The organism is Corynebacterium sp. BD556 (assembly GCF_038452275.1).
In the GTDB taxonomy this organism is placed as follows: domain Bacteria; phylum Actinomycetota; class Actinomycetes; order Mycobacteriales; family Mycobacteriaceae; genus Corynebacterium; species Corynebacterium mayonis.
Genome location: NZ_CP141643.1, coordinates 1,265,993 through 1,284,080 on the forward strand (window position 1 = coordinate 1,265,993; position 18,088 = coordinate 1,284,080).

An 18,088-nucleotide genomic window follows, 5' to 3' on the forward strand; every position below is an offset into this window, starting at 1 on the left:
CGACTGCTAAAAGCACATCTTACTCAGCCGCCAGGATGTCTGTCACGATGCCGTCGGCAAGCAATCTCCCGCGATCGGTCACCGCAACGCGATCGCCGACGCTAAGCAGCCCCGCCGCCGCATGCTTATCGACGACTTCCCGCCCCGCGCCCCGGATCCACTCCAGCGGAATCCCCTCACGCAGCCGCAGCCCCAACATAATCGCCTCAAAGTGGCGCTCGTCAGCGCTGATCTTTTCACGCCCCGCAACTGGAAGCTGGTCTGCGGCAAGCATGGCATTGTAGCGCTCCGGCCGCTTGACGTTGACAAAGCGCGTCCCGGCGATGTCGCCGTGCGCTCCCGGGCCCGCACCCCACCACTGCCCGCCACGCCAGTACAAAAGGTTGTGGTGGCACTGACCACCAGGTTTCGCCCAGTTGGAAACCTCGTACCATTGATAACCTTGCGCTTCTAGGGCACGGGAGATCATTTCGTAGCGCTCCGCGTAGACATCTTCCGACGGGGCGGGCAACTGCCCACGGCGGATCTTGCGCGACATAGCGGTGCCTTCCTCCACAATCAGCGAATACGCCGAGACATGGTCGACCCCCGCCTGCAGCACCGCATCCAACGTGGCGCGCACATCATCATCAGTTTCCGTCGGCGTGCCGTAGATCATGTCCAAGTTGACATGTTCAAACCCAGCCGCCTTCGCCTCTGCCGCCGCCGCCACCGCACGGCCCGGGGTGTGCATGCGGTCTAGGACCTGCAAAACAGGGGTCGAAGCCGACTGCATGCCCAACGAAACGCGGGTAAACCCCGCCTCGCGCAGCCCAGCGAAAAAATCGGGGTTCGTGCTCTCCGGGTTGGATTCGGTGGTTACCTCGGCGCCGGGTTGAAGCCCCATCGTGCGGCGCACCGCGTCTAAAACCCGGCCCAAACCTGCAGCACCTAACAGGGAGGGGGTGCCGCCCCCTATGAAAACGGTCTGGGCTTGCGGCAAATCGAAATGGGCGACGGCTAGTTCTAGCTCTTTTTCCACCGCGCGCAGGTAGGCCTCGTAGGTGGAGGTGGTTTCAGTGGGCGTGTAGGTGTTGAAGTCGCAGTAGCCGCAACGAGTTGCGCAAAAGGGGACGTGGATATAGACGCCGAATGACATAGGCGCCCATCCTAGTTGTTGCCCTCCGCCCGGTTAGGCACCCCGGCGCGACCTCTTGGCGGCTACTTTGGCCACGATTCGGTCGATGCGGGCGCGCTCCGCCAAAAACGCGGGCGGGTTGGAACCCCGCATGGTGCGGGTAAAGGCCGGGTGATCGACGCAGACAGTGTCGAGCCATCCCTCCACGACGGTTTCCACCAACTCACCCACACGCGAATAAAGCTGCGGCAGGGACACGGCGCCGAGTTCACGCGCAACCATGTCGGTCTGCTCCAGGGTGTACTCGACGATCTCCCGCAGGTGCTGGATAACCAAGTCGGTGCGTCCCGTGAGAGCGTCGTGCATGGTGCGCACTGAAAACGGCGCTTTGAGGGGGAAGATATCTTCCAAGCTGGCGGCGTCGAGGATGTCCGGTTGCGGCACTTTTTCCTCGGGGCACGCGCTCGCTGAGAGCACTCCGGCGCGCATCCCCGTGGTCAGTGCCTGGCGCAAGCCGATGAGCTCCCCAACAACGCGGCGGGCATCCTGGCGGGCATCGTCGACGATCTCGGAAAACTCGGCGAGGCAATCGTCGGTAAGTTCGCCATCATAATCCGCGATGGCCTCCGCAATGTGATCGGTGTACTCCGCAACTTCGTCCCCGATGTTGTAGATCTCCTGAGTCAACTCACGGTGACGCAGAATAGCTGCGGTTTTGTGCACGGCACACCCCCTTTTTTTGTACTCACATTGACGGCATTGGCAAGAAGCTGGGAAGGATGTTAAACCATTTCGGCGCGCCATCCGGGGCGGCGCGCCGAAACCCCACCCCCTAGCGCTGGTAAAGGGCGTTGATCTCCTTGGCGAAGCGCTGGAAAACGACATTGCGTTTCACCTTGAGCGTGGGGGTCATCTCATCGTCTTTTTCGCGCAGATCCCTGTCCAAGATGCGGAACTTCTTAATCGCCTCCGCGTGGCTGACCGTCGCGTTGGCCATGTTCACCGCGTCTTGCACCTCCGCCTGCAGGCGAGGATTGTGCACCAGCTCACGCAACGCAGTGGACTCCGGGATGTTGTTTTGAGACTTCCAGCGCCTGAGCTCATCGGAATCCAACGTGACCAGCAAGCCGACGAAGGGTTTGCCGTCGCCGACGACAAGCGCGTTGGAGATCAGCGGGTCCTGGCAGATGATCTCCTCCAAAGGACCCGGAGAAACGTTCTTACCACCCGCGGTGACAATCAAGTCCTTCTTGCGGCCAGTGATGCGCACGAAGCCTTCCTCGTCGATCTCACCTAAGTCACCGGTGTTGAACCAGCCGTCGCTTTTCGCCTCCGCAGTGGCCTCCTCGTTGCCCCAGTAGGCGCGAAACACTCCTGGTCCGCGGAACTCGATCTCACCTTCGTCGTTAATGCGCGCCTCGTAGCCGGCCACGGGCCGACCCACGGTGCCGATCTTATGGTCGACGACGTTGTTCACGCAGGCGGCAGCGGTCGTCTCCGTCAAACCGTAGCCTTCGTAGATGGGGATGCCCATGCCGCGGAAGAAGTGGCCCAGCGCCGGGCTCATAGCCGATCCGCCCGTGATGCCGTACTCAACGTCTCCACCGATGGCTTCCTTGACCTTGCGGTACACCAAGCGGTCGAAAACTTTGTGGGCGGCTTTCTGGGCGCGCGAGGGCCCCTGCGCGGTATCTAAGGCCTTGGAGTAGGCAATCGCGGCCTTCTCCGCCTCCAAGAAAACACGCTTGCCCACACCGGAGCCGTCGGCCGCTTTGTTGTAGGCGGCGTTGCGCACCTTCTCAAACACGCGCGGCACGCCCAGAACCATGTTCGGCTGGACTCGCTGCAGCTCAACAGCAATGGAGGACGTATCAGACCAGTGGGCCTGGGTGGCGCCGTGAATGGTCAACGACACAGCCACCGCCCGCTGCAGCACGTGCGCCAGCGGCAAAAAGGTCACCACGCGCTTGCCCGGCTGCGCCACCGCACCAATCGGGTTGGTGCCCAGCCCGCGGGCCTGGTGGATCCAGTTGCCGTGGGTCAGCTCTACGCCCTTCGGGCGGCCCGTCGTTCCGGATGTGTAGACGATAGAGGCCAAATCTTCGCGGGTGATGGAAGCCAGTCGGGCGTCGACAAGCTCCTGTCCTGTGTTTTTACCCTCGGAGCGAAGCTTAGTCAGGCCGCCAGAATTGATCTCGTAGATCTGGCGCAGCTTCGATGAGGACCCGCTCAAGCGGGGGGTGCCGTCAGCACCGACGAGAAGGTTGGACAAGGTTTTGACATTGTCGGTGTTTTCCACGATGGCCAGTTGCGCCCCCGAATCTTCCAGGATCCACTGGATCTGGTGCGGGGAGCTCGACGGGTAAATCGGCACGGTGACAGCGCCTGCGGCCCAAATGGCGAAGTCGGCGAGCTGCCACTCGTAGCGGGTGTTGGACAAAAGAGCCACACGATCGCCCTTCTCCACCCCGTTAGCGATCAGGCCGCGGGCCAGCGCGTAGACCTCCTCAAGGAACTCGTCGGCGCTGACGTTGACCCAGTAATAATTCTGTGGGCGGGAAAACAGCACGTAGTGCGGGTGCTGTGTGCACAGATCGACGAGCCGGCTGATGCAGGTCTCGTTCGGGGCCAACTCATAAGTGGCCTCAGTAGTAGCGTTAGCAGATGGCATGCGGTTTAGGTTACTACTGTCCACAACACAGCGGGTGGCAAAACCGCATCTTTGGCACAATGAACTCTTGTGACTAACGCGGATCTCATACACGCCCTGGCCACCACCCACGGATTCGGCCTGCACTACCAAGCCTCCAACGGGCTGGTCACTCAACCCCCACAAAAAACCTTCATCACCCTGCTGCAAGCACTAGGACTGCCCCTCAGCTCCAAGCCCACCGATGAAGAAATCGAAACCCTCCTCCAACAACACCGCGAAGACACGGCCACCGCCGCCCTGCCACCATGCGTAGTAGCCACCGCCGGCGAAGAAAAACACTTCAACGTCCACGTCCACGACGGCCACCCAGCACACGTCTGGATCAGACTCGAAGACGGCACCTCCCGCGACGCCCACCAAGACGAAAACTGGACACCACCACTTAACGTCAACGGCACCACATGGGGCGAAGCCACCTTCCACATACCCGGCGACCTGCCCACCGGCTGGCACACCCTGCACCTAGAGTCCGACAACCTCACAGCCTCTTGCACACTGATCGTGGTGCCCAAACGCCTCACTACCAACGACGAATACATCCACAACCCCGCCTACGGTGTCATGGCGCAACTTTACTCAGTGCGCTCACAACACTCCTGGGGCATCGGCGACTTCCACGACCTAGCGCTTCTCGCCGAAACCGTCGCCGCCGAAGGCGCCGACTACCTGCTGATCAACCCGGTCCACGCCGCCCAACCCATCCCACCCGTGGAGGACTCGCCCTACCTTCCCGCCTCGCGCCGCTTCGTCAACCCCCTCTACATCGCTGTCGAGCAAGTGCCCGAGTTCGCCTCCTTAGATGAAGCCACCCGCCAAGAAGCCCTCATACTTGCCGCCCCCTTAAAAGACACAAACCGCAGCGCCGCCCCCATCGAACGCAACCCAATTTATGAAGCAAAACTGGCCGTTTTGCGCGAACTGTACTACCTCGCCGAAGCCGACCACACCCGCACCGCCCACTTTGAAGCCTTCCTCAACGACGAAGGCAAAGGACTCCAAGAGTTCGGTACCTGGTGCGCCGAAACAGCTCTACTTGGACGTGAACCGGATTCAACCGCGCGCCATATCGACTCCAAGCAGGAACACGCCGATCTGGCCCGCTTCTACATGTGGCTACAGTTCATCGCCGATGAGCAGCGCCGCATCGCCCACGAAAGGGCCCGTGCCGCCGGCATGCGCATCGGCATAGTCACCGACCTGGCCGTCGGTGTCCACCCGGGCGGCGCCGATGCCCACAACCTGGCCGAATCGCTCGTCGCGCAGGCCTCAGTGGGAGCCCCGCCGGACCAGTTCACACAGCAGGGCCAAGACTGGTCACAGCCGCCGTGGAACCCCCAAGCCCTAGCCAACGCAGGCTACGCCCCCTGGCGCGACCTGCTGCGCACCGTGTTGCGCCACTCGGGAGGAATCCGCGTCGACCACATTTTGGGCATGTTCCGCCTGTTTTGGATCCCGCGGATGGGACACCCCGCCGAAGGCGCCTACATGAACTACGACCACGAAGCGATGCTCGGCGTGCTCGCGCTGGAAGCGCAGCGCGCTGGCGCAATCGTGGTTGGAGAAGACATGGGCACCTTCGAACCGTGGGTCCAAGACGTCCTGCGTGACAAAGGCCTGCTGGGCACCAGTGTGGTGTGGTTCGAGTCCACCCCGGCCAGCGGGGCGCCGCTGCCCCAAAACCAGTACCGCCACTTGGCGCTATCTTCGGTGGGCACCCACGATCTGCCTCCCACCGCCGGCTACCTGCAAGGCGCACACAACGAACTACGGGCAAAACTTGGCCTGGTCACTGAAAGCGTCGACACGCTTAACGCCGCCGACGCTGCCTGGCACGCGGCCGTGCTCAACGAGGCCCGCGCCACCGGATCATTCGCCCACACCAGCTTCGCCGAGACGGACTTTATCCACCTGATGGTGCGCGAAGCTGGTGAGCCCGTCGAGTTTTCCGCTGAGCAGCTTGCGGAGCTCATCGTCGGCCTCAACCGCTTCATCGCGGGCACGCCCTCGGCATTGACGTGTATAAACTTGGTGGACATGGTGGGCGATACCCGCATCCAGAACCAGCCGGGCACGAACTCTACCCAATACAAAAATTGGTGCATCCCGCTTGCCGACGCCACCGCAACCGCCGTGACCATCGAGGACCTTTCCGACATGGAGCTTTTCCGGCGTGTTGCCCGCGCCGCTCAGCGCGGCTAGCTCACAACAGGCGCAGCAGGCCGACGATGATGACCAGCGCAATCATCAGCCACATCACCTGAGTGACCCGCGACTGCGGATACTTGCGCTGCGGCTTGGGAAGTTTTTGGTCTTCCTTGCGTAAGAACTCCGGGTTGGTCATGACTGCGTAGTCTACCTACCTCGGCGCCGGGCAAACAGGTGCCCAAGAAAGTCGACGACGCGCAAGATCGCCCACCCCAACACCCCCGATAAAGGCAGCGCCACCACCACAACGATGGGCAACTGCAGCCAAGGACTCAACCCGAACACCTGAACCTACACCCCCGCCAGACCACGGCGCTGCAGAAGCGGGCGGGTGTCCTTCTCGCGGCCCCGGAAAGCACGATAAGCCTCCGCATAGTCACGCGATGCACCGGTGCTCAAAATAGCTTCACGGAACCTCTCCCCTGTCAAGCGGTTAATTCCCTCCTGCTCAACCATCTGGTAGCCATCGGCATCTAAAGCCTCGGCCCACAGATAGGAGTAGTAGCCCGCCGAGTAGCCGCCAGCGAAGATGTGATTGAACCAAGTGGAGCGGTAGCGCGGCTCAAGCTCATCAATGGCCAAGCCGTATTCCTCCAACACCGCACGCTCAAAGGCGTCAATGTCAGTGGGAATCTCCCCATCGAGGCAGTGCCAGGCCAAGTCAATGGCGCAAGCGGCGAGGTACTCCGCCGTAGTAAAGCCCTGCCCGAATCGGCGCGAAGCACGCACCGCCTCCACAAGCTCCTCAGGGATGAGCGCGCCCGTATCCACGTGGCGCGCATAGTTGCGCACAATCTGCGGAGCAAAGGCGTAATTCTCATTGATCTGGGAAGGAAACTCCACCCAGTCACGCGGAACGTTGGTGCCAGACAAGGAGGGATAGCGCACGTCGGAAAGCAAACCGTGCAAAGCGTGGCCGAACTCATGAAAAACGGTAGTGACCTCGTCGATAGTCAACAGCTCGGAGGTGATCGACATGACGTTGACCACCACCGGCTTGGTGCCAGTCAAGCGGGCCTGATCCACAAAAGAGCTCATCCACGCGCCACCACGCTTAGATGGACGGGCATTGTAATCAGTCAACAGCAAACCGATACCGGTGCCGTCATCTTCCTTCACCTCCCACACGGTGACATCATCGCGGTACCCGGCGAGATCCTCACGCTTGTCCACCGTGATTCCGTACAGCAGATGAGCGGCATAAAAAACACCGTCCCGCAACACCTGCTCCAAGGGGAAGAACTTACGCAACTGCGCCTCATCCACACCGAGCTCCTCCTTGCGGCGCTTCGCCTGCCAATAAGGCCAATCGGCGCCGTCAACCTCCTCGCCGGCCAACTCGCCAGCCAACTTCAGCTCGGCCGCAGCATTAGCTGCCGCAGCCGGGGCAAGCTCCGTGATGAGGCGGCGGGCCGCCTCCGCACTACCAGCGGTCTCCTCAGCGATGACGTAATCGGCGTGGGTATCAAAACCCAGCAACTTGGCACGCTCAAGACGCAAACGCACCGTCTCCCTAATCAGCTCCGGGTTGGAAATGCGGCCACGGCAGCGGGAAGCTTCAAAAAGTTTGCGGCGCGCCTGCGGATCGTCCAACTCGGCCTGCAGGGACTGCGTGGTGGGCAACTCCAGCGGAACTACGTAACCATCCTCACTCGCGTAGGCCTGCATCTGGGCCTCGCTGAGACCTTCTAACTCCTCGCGGGTAAGGCGCACGGCCAACTCGCGGGTATCGGCGAGCAGGTTGCGGCCAAAGCGCTCGGAAAGTTCAGACAAGCGCTGGTTGATTTCCAGCAGGCGGGACTTTCCCGCCGCGTCGAGGTCAGCGCCGCGACGCGAGAAGCGGCGCAGCAAAAGCTCATGGAGGCGACGCGATTCAGCGTCGTCGGGCACCTCAAGGCCTTGCAGCCGCCGGTAAAGCTCAACATTTTGATAAATCGAGTCGGTGTGCGCCGACAACTTCGGCACGATGCGGTCGGCCACCTCGTCAAACTGTGGGGTCGAGTCGGTGCTGTGCAAGTTAAAAAACCAAGCGGCAACACGGTCAAGGTCAGCACCGGAGCGCTCCAGCGCCTCCACGGTGTTTTCCCAGGTCGGCTCGTCGTGAGAGAGGATCTCCGCGATCTCAGCGGCGTGGCGCTCAAGTGCTTGCTCGAAAGCGGGTTCCACGTGTTCGAGGCGGATCGCTTTGAAATCGGGCAGGTTGTACGGCAACGATGAGGGCTCGAGAAGCGGATTTTTTATCATGACACCCCATCCTACGTCTGCCCCGTCCTGCGTCTGCGCCGTCCGGCATCTGCGCCAGATAAACTGGAGACTTATGAGCCAGCTCGATTCTGTGGAGGTCACCTGTCCCGCGGGAACCGTCCAAGGCACCGCCCACGGCCACATGCGCCGCTTCGAGTCGATTCCTTATTCGCGCATATCTGCCCCCTTCAACGACGCGGTTGCAGCCGAAGACGGCGCGCTGATCGACGCCACCCGCCCCCGCCCCGAAAGCATCGCCCTGTCCGTCACCACCCCAGCTAATGCCCAGGCGGGCAGCGACTGCCCCGTTTTGGTGTTCATCCACGGCGGGCGGTTTGAAACCGGCACTCACGCCGACCCGCGCACCGCCGCCGAGGACTTCGCCGCTGCAGGAATCGTCCAGGTGCGTATCGGCTACCGCCTCAAACTCGCGGGCTTAGCTCGCTTCTCCGACGACGCCGCCTCGCATTACCGCGCCGCCCACGACTGCCAACTGGCCTTGGAGTGGATCCAGCGAAACATCGAGTTTTTCGGTGGCGACCCCACCAACGTCACCCTGGTGGGCCAGTCCGCTGGCGCTTCTTTGGTGCTCTGGCTTGCCCGGCGCGATCATTTCCGGGGCGGGTTCCGCCGCGCAATCGCTATCTCGCCTGCCTTTCCCCGCATGACTTTCGCGCAGCGCAAGGCCATCCTCCGCGGCGCCTTAGGCAAGCCGGTGACCCGCGCTGTGCTCAACAATGCCGCCGAGTCGCGCGTGGAGCGAGCCTACCGGCGCCTGCGCCAATTCTATTTCACAGACATCGCGCTCGGCCCCGCCCCCTTTGAGGCGGCCGAACTTGCCGAAGTCCCCCTGATCATCTCCTCTACACGCGAGGAAATGTACGACTCCGCCCGACGCCTTGATTCTCTCGGCTTGGGCGCTGTGCCCTTCTTTCTTCTGGGCCCGCGCATGGGACTTCCCTTTTCCCGCCTGTCCTCTTATTTTGCCGCTGTGCGCGAATTTGCCCCACGGCAGGTGTGGGGGCAACTAATCAGCGACAGCCTGATCCGCCGCTGGGTCGACCAGGTTGCCGAGGGCGCGCCGGGGCCGGTGTGGCAGGTGGAGTTCGCTTCCCCGCAAGCTCCCATTACCCACTGCGACGACTTGGAGGAGATGTTTAGCGCCGGTTCTCACATTTACTCCTGGGTGGTGGGTTTTTGCCGCGGTAATGATCCCGATTGGCCGGAGTACGGCCCGCAGCGGCAGGTGCTGCGCACAGCGCTCGACGGTTCGGGACGAGACATCGTGCGTGACCCGCTGGGCTATGTGCGGTCGGCGTTTCCCCCGCCGCGCTACAGCTCGTTGCGCAGGCGTGGATCGGCCAATTCTTCCACCAGCCACGGCGAGTAAGCGAAGGGAGTCGCATCGGCCGCGGCGACCAACTTGGCGGGAGCGCTCCACGCGTAGGAGTCGATCTCCTCAGGTCGGGGGTTGAGCAGGCCCGGCTCATCGGCGTTAACTTTCAGGTGTGCCACGTAGACGGGGCAGACCTCGTTTTCCACGACTCCGCTGGAGTCCACCGCCCGGTATTGAAAATCTGGGAGGACGCAGCGCAGCTTTTCGATGAGCTTGGGGTCCACGCCGATTTCCTCAATGCTTCGGCGGCGAATCGCCGCCTCGATTTTTTCGCCGGGTGCGGGGTGGCCGCAAAATGAGTTCGTCCACACTCCCGGCCAGGTCTTTTTGCTCAGCGCCCGGCGGGTGATCAAAAGCTGACCGTCCGCACTCAGCAGCCAGCAAGAAAACGCCAGGTGCAGCGGCGTTGTGGCGGTGTGGACTTCGTCTTTGAAGGCCGCCCCGATAGGTTCGGCGGCGTCGTTGAGCAGAACTACTTGTTCTCGCACTAGTTGTTCAGGTTCCCCTCGAAGGTGATGTTGCCGATGCTAAATTGCGCCCGGCCCAGGTTTGTCACGGACACGTTGAAGGGGTACTGCACGTTGGCCGTCGCGCCTGGGCCCAGGGGCATGTCCAAGCCGACAATCTTGAGTCCCGACTGCTCCGCGTTGAGCAATCGGGCAGTCTCTTTGTTGTTTCCGCCCGAGACGTAAGTCAGTCGCGGCTCGCCGAGGGCGTTCACCGGCATAGGCACGTCCGATTCGTTGGTCACGGCAATGATCACAGTGGTGCTGCCGTTGGGTGAGGGCCTGGTGCCCTGCCATTGGTAGGACAGTTCCATGCCAGGATCTTTGACCTTTTGGCCCAGGATTTGGTCTGTGACCTGGTCGTTGACGTCGTTGACCCGGAATTCTTCCTCCGGCACCGCGGTCGGGGTGGTGACCTCAATATCTGTGGCGGATTGACCCGCACCCACATCGGCTTCGGACAGGCACGCGGTTAAAGCCATCGCGCTAAGCAGCGTTGCAGCCGTCGCAACGAAGCGTTGTGGGCGTGAACTCATGAATCGGTCTCCAATAAGCCAGGGCGTGAGAGTCTGCATCTATTTTACAGCCACGCGGTTTACCCAAGTAGCATCGGGCAATTATGCATTCCCTCATTCGCGTTGTTCGCAGCACCTCCGCGTTGTGGCCTTTCTACCTCGCCATTGTGCTTATCTCCTCGGTGGTCGCAGCACTTGGCCTTGCCGCCCCCTTCATCATCAAGGAGGCGACCGACACAATCGTGGCAACCTTGGAGGGTGGCACTCCCGCGCCCACCGGGACCATTGTGTGGCTGGCCGTGGTCCTGTTCGCCGCCGAAGCTTGTGCTGCTGTGCTGCGCAACGTGGCCGGTTACTGCGGCGACGTCATGGTCGCCCGTATGCGCCAGATCATGTCAACGCGCTACTTCGCCACATTGCTGTCGCTGCCGCAGCGCTACTTCGACAGCCAGGTCACCGGCACCATCATTGCGCGGTTGGATCGCTCGATTGCCAACGTGACTATGTTCGCCCAGTCTTTTGCCAACACTTTCTTGCCGATGTTGCTGCAGGTGGCGGCGATTTTGGCTATCACCGCCTGGTACTACTGGCCCCTGACTGTGCTGCTTGCCTTGCTGTTTCCGCTGTACACGTGGCTGACGGCGTTGACGTCGAAGCGTTGGCTTGGCTATGAGCAGGAGAAAAACGCCAACGTCGACGAAGGCAATGGGCGTTTTGCCGAGGTTGTCGGCCAGGTCAAGGTGACCAAGTCCTACGTGGCTGAGGTTCGTGAGCTGCAGAAGTTTGCCCATCATTATGGGGAAACGGTGCGCATTACTAAACCGCAGTCGCGGTGGTGGCACTCCATGGATACTTTGCGTGGGGTGGCCATGACCTTGATCTTTTTGGGCATCTACGTGATTTTGTTTCTGCGCACGCTTAGCGGCGACTTCAGCATCGGCGAGATGGTTATGCTTTTGCAGATGGTCACCATGGCCCGCCAACCCGTGTCGATGATGAGTTGGATTGTTGACGCTGCCCAGCGCGCCATCGCTGGCTCCCGGGACTATTTCGAGGTCATGGACGAGCCTGCTGAACCCACCGCGAACGCCCAAATTGTCGCGGCCACTTCGGCTGCCGACGCCCCCTTGCTTTCCCCCGTCAACCACCCACCGCTGCCCGTGCGCGAGCCCGTCATCGCGTTTGCTGATGTCACGTTTTCTTACAAGCCCGGCGAGCCGGTCATTCGCAATATGAGTTTTACTGCCCGCGAAGGCGAAAGGATCGCTTTGGTCGGCGAGTCCGGCGGCGGAAAGTCCACCGTGGTCAACCTGCTTTTGGGCCTCTATCCCGCCCAATCCGGCACGCTCACCGTCTGCGGCCGTGACCTCAAGGACTTAAGCGTGGAGCAACTGCGGGCCTCCACCGGCGTGGTTTTCCAGGAGGCGGCGTTGTTTTCCGGAACGATTTTTGAAAACATCGCCTACGGCAAACCGGACGCCACGCGCGAAGATGTCGTCGAAGTAGCAAAACGCGCCAACGCCCACGAGTTCATTATGAAATTCTCCGCAGGCTACGACACCATTATCGGCGAGCGCGGACTGCGTTTGTCCGGCGGGCAGCGCCAACGTGTCGCTGTTGCCCGCGCCATGCTCAAAGATGCCCCCATCCTCATCCTCGACGAGGCCACCTCGGCCCTGGACACCAAGGCGGAACGCTTGGTCCAGGAAGGTCTTGATGAGCTGATGAAAAATCGCACCACCATCATGATCGCGCATCGCCTCTCGACGATCGCTGGCGTTGACACCATCATCACCCTGCGCGACGGCCGCATCGACGAGATCGGCTCCCCAGCCGTCCTCGCCACTTCCGGCGGCATCTACACCGAATTGTTGGCCTTGACCGCCTCCTCTAGCTCCGCCGACCGCGAACGCCTCAAAGCCTTCGGATTTCACCCCAGTGAGGAAGATGAGTAAAGGGGACGGGTGGTTCGGGTGTTTTTGCCCGCAACGTCGGCGCCTGTGTCGCCTCGGGTACAACCTCCACCTGCGCTCGCGGCCTTGGGTGCTAAACGGCAACCCCACGCGACCGAGTGGACTTCCCGCTACCCTGGGGCGCTATGGAACAGACTCCCCAGGCTTCTGATTACAAGATCCCAGCTCCCGTGGAGGAGCCGTGGCAGCGCCCGGATCCTGAGTGGTATAAGGACGCGGTGTTTTATGAGGTGCTGGTGCGGGCTTTTTTCGACCCGGATAACACTGGATCGGGAACTTTAAAGGGCGTGGAGGAAAAGCTCGATTATTTGCAGTGGTTGGGGGTTGACTGTCTGTGGCTTCCTCCGTTTTATGACTCACCGTTGAAAGATGGCGGCTACGACATCCGCGATTTCCGGAAGGTGCTGCCGGAGTTCGGCACGGTGGAAGATTTTGTCAATCTGATTGATGCGGCGCACCGGCGTGGCATCCGTGTGATTACTGATTTTCCGATCAACCACACCTCGGATCAGCACAAGTGGTTCCAGGAGTCGCGGCAGGATCCGGAGGGGCCGTATGGGGATTTTTACGTATGGACGGATGATCCCACGAAGTATGACGAGGCGAGGATCATCTTCATTGACACGGAGGAGTCGAACTGGACGTTTGATCCGGTGCGCAAACAGTATTTCTGGCACCGGTTCTTCTCCCACCAGCCTGATTTGAACTACGACAATCCGGCAGTGCAAGAGGAAGTGCTTCAGGTTATCCGTTTCTGGCTGGATTTAGGCATGGACGGGATCCGCCTGGACGCAATTCCGTACTTATTTGAGCGTGAGAACACCAACTGTGAGAACTTGCCGGAAACGCACCAATTCATCAAAAGGGTGCGCGCGCTTTTCGACGAGGAGTATCCCGGCCGTTTCCTTCTCGCTGAGGCGAACCAAATGCCCGATGAGGTTGTTCAGTATTTCGGTGAGGGCGAGGGCGACGAGTGCCAGATGGCGTTCCACTTCCCTGTGATGCCGCGTATTTTCATGGCGATCCACCAAGAAAACGCCCAGCCGATCATTGATATTTTAAATGAGACTCCTCCGATCCCGGACTCCGCTCAGTGGGGCATTTTCCTGCGCAACCATGATGAGCTGACCTTGGAGATGGTCACTGAGGAGGAGCGCGACTACATGTATAAAAACTATGCTTACGATCCCCGGATGCGGGCGAACGTGGGCATTAGGCGTCGTTTAGCGCCGCTGCTCGGTGGCCACCGGGACCGTTTGGAGTTGGCGCACGCGTTGTTGTTGTCGTTGCCCGGCTCGCCGTTTTTGTACTACGGCGATGAAATTGGGATGGGCGATAACATTTGGCTGCCGGACCGCGATGGTGTGCGCACGCCCATGCAGTGGTCGGCGGATAACAACGGCGGTTTTTCCAAGGCAGATCCGGAGCAGTTGTACCTGCCGCCGGTGCGCAATGACCGCTATGGCTACCACATCATCAATGTGGAATCGCAGATCAAACGTGATAATTCTTTGCTGCACTGGGTGCGTGAGCGGGTTCACATCCGCAAGCAGTACAAGGTGTTTGGCCGCGGTTCCTATATTCCGGTTCAGCATGGCAACCCGCAGGTGCTGGCGTTCATCCGCGAGTATGAGGGGGAGCGAGTGCTGTGCGTTAACAATATGAGTTCGCGTCCGCAACCGGTCGAGATGCAGTTGTCGCAGTGCAACGGCACGGTGCCGCGTGAGGTTTCGGGTGGTGTGGAGTTCCCGGCGATTGGTGAGCTGCCGTGGTTGGTTACCTTGGCGCCGCATGGTTTCTTCTGGTTCGACATTTCGGGGGGAAGCTTTGGTGGATCTGAGTAAGGAGCGTTTCTACGGGGCGAAGTCGGAGGCGATCGACTCGGTGCGGCTTGCGGCGAGACGCCAGGCCGGTCAGTTCGAGTGGCAGCTTCTCGACGTCACCCACAACGGCACCACAGACACCTACCAAGTTCTTGTCGGCGGCGAGCGAGATGTGCTGTCCACCCCGGCCGGCGCGCAGGCTTACTTGGACAATGCGGCTGTTTTCGGCACGCTTCACGGCACCGTCGACGGTGTGCGCGCTGTGCCCTTGGGCGCGGAGCAGTCCAACACGTCCTTGGTGATTGACGATGCGTGGGTGCTGAAGGTGTTTCGGCGCCTTGAGCGCGGCATTAACCCCGACGTCGAGCTTCTCAGCGCGATCGCCGACTGCCCTCATGTGGCGGGTGTGCGCGGCTATGTCACCCGCGATGGTGCGACGTTGGCGATGCAGCAGGAGTTCATTGACGGCGGAGTTGACGGCTTCGACCTGGCCACTTCCGACGCTGGGCTCGACGACCCATCTGAATTGGGTGAGGCGATTCGCGTGGTGCACGATGCACTCGCCGCGCGGATTGGCACTGAGACTGTGCCCGGCGCGCACCTGAGCGAGGCGCTCAACGCGCACCTTGACCGTCTTGTTGTTCAGGCTCCGGTGCTGCGCGAGTTCGAGGCACGGCTGCGCGCCTTGTATGCCGATATTGCTGCGGGTGAGCATGAGATTCAGCGGGTCCACGGCGATCTCCATTTAGGGCAGACGTTAAAGACGGATGAGCGGTGGTATGTGATCGACTTCGAGGGCGAGCCGGCCCGTCCTCTACAGGAGCGGCGCGCCCTCGACCACAGGTTGCGCGACCTCGCTGGAATGGTGCGTTCTTTCGGTTACGCGGCTGCTGTGGGAGCTAAAGGGGAGGCGTGGCGGCAGTGGGGCGTCGATAAGCTTTGTGCGGGTTATGGCGTGGGCGACAACCCCTTGCTTGCCGCGTATGTGGCAGATAAGGCCGCTTATGAGGTTGCCTACGAGGCGAATAATCGGCCGGAGTGGGTGGAGATTCCGCTCGGGGCCATACGCGAACTCCTCGCCTAACAAAGATTCCGCTGCATGAGACAAATTGTCTCAAAAAATTAGGATTTCCGGGGGTGGACACGGTACTCTAAGGAAATTCCACGTCAACAAGGAGGGATTCATGAGCTCGACAACCACCTCACAGGACGCACCGAGCACTAAAAGCGGCGCGTCGACCACCGCCGTCATCGTCACGGCCCTGGCACTGTTTTCCATGTTCTTCGGTGCCGGCAACCTAATTTTCCCGCCAATGCTCGCCGTCCAAAGCGGCGACAACTTCTGGCCCGCCATCATCGGATTCCTCGGCACCGGCGCCCTTCTCCCAGTGCTCGCCGTCATCGCAATCGCACTGTCCGGCGCAAACGTGCGCGACCTAGCGCAGCGCGCCGGCAGCGTATTCGGCGTCGTTTTCCCGGTGCTGGCCTACCTGTCCATCGGCGCCTTCTATGCCCTGCCCCGCACCGGCGCCGTCTCCTTCGAAACCGCCATCACCCCGCTTTTCGGCTGGGAGGGCCTCTTTGCCTCCGGCGCCTTCAACCTCGTCTTTTTCGGCGTCGCTTTGGCAGTGTCATGGAACCCCAACACCATCATGGAAAAGCTGGGCAAATTCCTCACCCCCGCGCTGGTCATCTTGCTTATCATCATGATCACCGTGTCGGTGACAAAATGGGATTCCACGCCGGTCGAGCCTGCCGAGGCCTACGCCGACGCCCCGCTGACCGCCGGGCTGCTTGAGGGCTACCTCACCATGGACTCCATTGCCGCCCTGGCGTTTTCCATCGTGGTCATCTCCACCCTGCGCTACCGCGGCTTCCCCGAAGGCAAAGCCGTGGTCAACGGCACAATCCTCGCCGGCGTCGGCGCAGGCGTGATGCTGGCACTGATCTACTTGGGCCTCGGCTCCATCGGCCGAATCCTGCCCAACGCAGCAGAGTTCGAAAACGGCGCCGCACTTTTGGCAGAGGCGTCCAACCTGACAATGGGCACCGCCGGCCAAATCATCTTCTCCGCCATCGTGCTTTTGGCCTGCCTGACCACCGCTGTCGGCCTGATTACCGCGACCGCCGAATACTTCTCGGAACAATTCCCGGGCTCCTACAAAGTCTGGGCGATCATCTTCACCATCGCCTCGATGGCGATGGCCACCCAAGGCCTAGAGTTCGTCATAACCATCGCCGCCCCGGTGATCGTCTTTTTGTACCCGCCGGCCATCGCCTTGATCTTCGCCACCCTTATCGAGCCTGCGTTCCGCTCCCGCACCCGCTTCACCTGGGCGTTTTTCCTTCCCATCTGGGTCGCTACCGCCTGGTCCGCCATCGAAACGTTCATCTCCCAGGGTTGGGGTGCAACCGCTTTGAGCCCGCTAGTTACCTGGGCACCACTGCAGGCCGAGGGCCTGGGCTGGGTCGTGCCGGTGAGCGTGGCCTTCATCATCGGCCTCGCCATCGACCTGGCACGCCCCCGGACACCAATGGCAATAGGCACCAACGAGACAGTCGACGGAGAAGTCGTCACCGTCTAAGGCGCGTAGCGTGGGTGCCATGAACACCCCGCTGTCCTTGCTTGACCTGTGCACCGTCTACCCCGGCGAATCCCCTGCCGAGGCCATGAAACGATCCGTGGCCCTCGCGCAAAAAGCGGAATCGCTGGGGTTTTCGCGCATCTGGTACGCGGAGCACCACAACATGTCCTCGATTTCCTCCTCCGCCCCAGCGGTGCTCATTTCCCACATTGGTGCCCACACTGAAACAATCCGCCTCGGCTCCGGCGGGGTCATGCTGCCAAACCACTCCCCGTACGTCATCGCCGAACAATTCGGCATGCTCGCCGAGCTCTACCCCGGCCGCATCGATTTAGGGTTGGGCCGCGCACCGGGCACCGACCAACACACCCTCGGCCGCGCTTTGCGGCGCAACCCCCACGCCGCCGAGAACTTCCCCAACGATGTTGTCGAGCTGCAAGCCTGGCTTTCAGATACTTCCCCCATCCCCGGTGTCACCGCCCACCCCGGCACAGGCACCAACATCCCCCTCTACATCTTGGGCTCGTCCATGTTCGGCGCCTCCCTCGCCGCGAAACTGGGCCTCGCCTACTCCTTCGCCTCCCACTTCGCGCCACAACACCTGGAACAAGCCACCACGTACTACCGGCAAAACTACGAACCTTCCGAGCGCCACCCGCAGCCCTATGTCATCGCCGCAGTCAACGTCACCGCCGCCGACACCCGACAAGACGCTCAACGCCAAACCGAAATAGTGCACCGCAGCCGCGTACGCGCACTCATTGGCCGCCGTGGTCAACTGCTCAACGATGAGCAACTCGACGCGGTGATCGACTCCCCGCAGGGCCAACAGATCATCGGCATGTTGAAATACACTGCCCGCGGGACCGGACAAGACGTCGCCGACTACCTCACCTGGTTTACTGAGCACGCCAAGGCCGACGAGTTGATGATCTCACTGCACAACGCCACCCACGAAGAAGCACTGCGCGGCATGGAGATTCTGCGCGAAAACTGGCCCGCGCACTAAAC

14 protein-coding genes are annotated in these 18,088 nt (G+C 61.3%); 7 read left to right on the top strand and 7 right to left on the bottom strand.

From position 1 onward, the window contains the following. Positions 1 to 19 precede the first annotated feature (19 nt). The 3 genes from hemW to VLL26_RS05940 all read right to left on the bottom strand — a co-directional run bounded on the left by hemW (position 20) and on the right by VLL26_RS05940 (position 3,788). The gene (gene hemW, locus VLL26_RS05930) at positions 20 to 1,138 is read right to left on the bottom strand and encodes a radical SAM family heme chaperone HemW (RefSeq protein ID WP_342318218.1); all 1,119 of its coding nucleotides are present in this window, start codon (positions 1,136 to 1,138) and stop codon (positions 20 to 22) included. A 33-nt stretch (positions 1,139 to 1,171) separates the two neighbouring features. Further along, positions 1,172 to 1,840 carry a hypothetical protein gene (locus tag VLL26_RS05935; RefSeq protein ID WP_342318219.1) on the bottom strand — a complete coding sequence of 223 codons (669 nt, stop codon included), beginning with the start codon at positions 1,838 to 1,840 and terminating at the stop codon, positions 1,172 to 1,174. Positions 1,841 to 1,949: 109 nt separating this feature from the next. Continuing rightward, entirely contained in the window at positions 1,950 to 3,788 is a 1,839-nt protein-coding gene (locus VLL26_RS05940) for an AMP-dependent synthetase/ligase (RefSeq protein WP_342318220.1), read from the bottom strand. Positions 3,789 to 3,857: 69 nt separating this feature from the next. On the opposite strand from VLL26_RS05940, the gene malQ reads away from it, so the two are divergent. Next, positions 3,858 to 6,029 (top strand): 4-alpha-glucanotransferase, encoded by a 2,172-nt coding sequence (malQ, locus tag VLL26_RS05945; protein WP_342318221.1) that lies wholly within the window; start codon positions 3,858 to 3,860, stop codon positions 6,027 to 6,029. A 1-nt stretch (position 6,030) separates the two neighbouring features. Here malQ and VLL26_RS05950 read toward each other — a convergent pair whose 3' ends face one another. Next, entirely contained in the window at positions 6,031 to 6,171 is a 141-nt protein-coding gene (locus tag VLL26_RS05950) for a hypothetical protein (RefSeq protein WP_342318222.1), read from the bottom strand. A gap of 155 nt (positions 6,172 to 6,326) precedes the next feature. Then, positions 6,327 to 8,279 (bottom strand): M3 family metallopeptidase, encoded by a 1,953-nt coding sequence (locus VLL26_RS05955; RefSeq protein WP_342318223.1) that lies wholly within the window; start codon positions 8,277 to 8,279, stop codon positions 6,327 to 6,329. Positions 8,280 to 8,352: 73 nt separating this feature from the next. Between VLL26_RS05955 and VLL26_RS05960 the strand changes: the two genes are divergently transcribed. Then, complete coding sequence (locus VLL26_RS05960; protein WP_342318224.1) at positions 8,353 to 9,669, top strand: carboxylesterase family protein; 1,317 nt, start codon at positions 8,353 to 8,355, stop codon at positions 9,667 to 9,669. On the opposite strand, the gene idi is transcribed toward VLL26_RS05960, so the two are convergent. Together idi and VLL26_RS05970 are read right to left on the bottom strand one after the other, a co-directional pair. Continuing rightward, positions 9,612 to 10,163, bottom strand: coding sequence for an isopentenyl-diphosphate Delta-isomerase (gene idi, locus VLL26_RS05965; protein ID WP_342318225.1), 552 nt, complete (start codon positions 10,161 to 10,163; stop codon positions 9,612 to 9,614). The genes VLL26_RS05960 and idi overlap by 58 nt on opposite strands. Then, complete coding sequence (locus tag VLL26_RS05970; RefSeq protein WP_342318226.1) at positions 10,163 to 10,717, bottom strand: hypothetical protein; 555 nt, start codon at positions 10,715 to 10,717, stop codon at positions 10,163 to 10,165. Before VLL26_RS05970 ends, idi begins: the two co-directional genes overlap by 1 nt. Before the next feature lie 83 nt (positions 10,718 to 10,800). On the opposite strand from VLL26_RS05970, the gene VLL26_RS05975 reads away from it, so the two are divergent. The 5 genes from VLL26_RS05975 (at position 10,801) to VLL26_RS05995 (ending at position 18,086) form a co-directional block, all read left to right on the top strand. Beyond that, positions 10,801 to 12,651, top strand: a complete 1,851-nt coding sequence (locus VLL26_RS05975) for an ABC transporter ATP-binding protein (RefSeq protein ID WP_342318227.1) — start codon at positions 10,801 to 10,803, stop codon at positions 12,649 to 12,651. Positions 12,652 to 12,794: 143 nt separating this feature from the next. Next, on the top strand, positions 12,795 to 14,513 hold the full coding sequence (gene treS, locus VLL26_RS05980) for a maltose alpha-D-glucosyltransferase (protein ID WP_342318228.1): 1,719 nt from the start codon (positions 12,795 to 12,797) through the stop codon (positions 14,511 to 14,513). Further along, positions 14,500 to 15,576 carry a phosphotransferase gene (locus VLL26_RS05985; RefSeq protein ID WP_342318229.1) on the top strand — a complete coding sequence of 359 codons (1,077 nt, stop codon included), beginning with the start codon at positions 14,500 to 14,502 and terminating at the stop codon, positions 15,574 to 15,576. The genes treS and VLL26_RS05985 overlap by 14 nt, the downstream gene beginning before the upstream one ends. Before the next feature lie 100 nt (positions 15,577 to 15,676). Then, positions 15,677 to 17,077 (top strand): branched-chain amino acid transport system II carrier protein, encoded by a 1,401-nt coding sequence (brnQ, locus tag VLL26_RS05990; protein WP_342318230.1) that lies wholly within the window; start codon positions 15,677 to 15,679, stop codon positions 17,075 to 17,077. 19 nt (positions 17,078 to 17,096) lie between these two features. Beyond that, positions 17,097 to 18,086, top strand: coding sequence for an LLM class flavin-dependent oxidoreductase (locus tag VLL26_RS05995; protein WP_342318231.1), 990 nt, complete (start codon positions 17,097 to 17,099; stop codon positions 18,084 to 18,086). The last annotated feature ends 2 nt before the right edge of the window (positions 18,087 to 18,088 follow it).

What these genes read in the sequence shown, in the direction of transcription:
- hemW (WP_342318218.1), bottom strand. Translation starts at nt 1,138, where the DNA reads ATGTCATTCGGCGTCTATATCCACGTCCCCTTTTGCGCAACTCGTTGC.
- VLL26_RS05940 (WP_342318220.1), bottom strand. Translation starts at nt 3,788, where the DNA reads ATGCCATCTGCTAACGCTACTACTGAGGCCACTTATGAGTTGGCCCCG.
- VLL26_RS05950 (WP_342318222.1), bottom strand. Translation starts at nt 6,171, where the DNA reads ATGACCAACCCGGAGTTCTTACGCAAGGAAGACCAAAAACTTCCCAAG.
- VLL26_RS05955 (WP_342318223.1), bottom strand. Translation starts at nt 8,279, where the DNA reads ATGATAAAAAATCCGCTTCTCGAGCCCTCATCGTTGCCGTACAACCTG.
- VLL26_RS05960 (WP_342318224.1), top strand. Translation starts at nt 8,353, where the DNA reads ATGAGCCAGCTCGATTCTGTGGAGGTCACCTGTCCCGCGGGAACCGTC.
- VLL26_RS05970 (WP_342318226.1), bottom strand. Translation starts at nt 10,717, where the DNA reads ATGAGTTCACGCCCACAACGCTTCGTTGCGACGGCTGCAACGCTGCTT.
- VLL26_RS05975 (WP_342318227.1), top strand. Translation starts at nt 10,801, where the DNA reads ATGCATTCCCTCATTCGCGTTGTTCGCAGCACCTCCGCGTTGTGGCCT.
- treS (WP_342318228.1), top strand. Translation starts at nt 12,795, where the DNA reads ATGGAACAGACTCCCCAGGCTTCTGATTACAAGATCCCAGCTCCCGTG.
- brnQ (WP_342318230.1), top strand. Translation starts at nt 15,677, where the DNA reads ATGAGCTCGACAACCACCTCACAGGACGCACCGAGCACTAAAAGCGGC.
- VLL26_RS05995 (WP_342318231.1), top strand. Translation starts at nt 17,097, where the DNA reads ATGAACACCCCGCTGTCCTTGCTTGACCTGTGCACCGTCTACCCCGGC.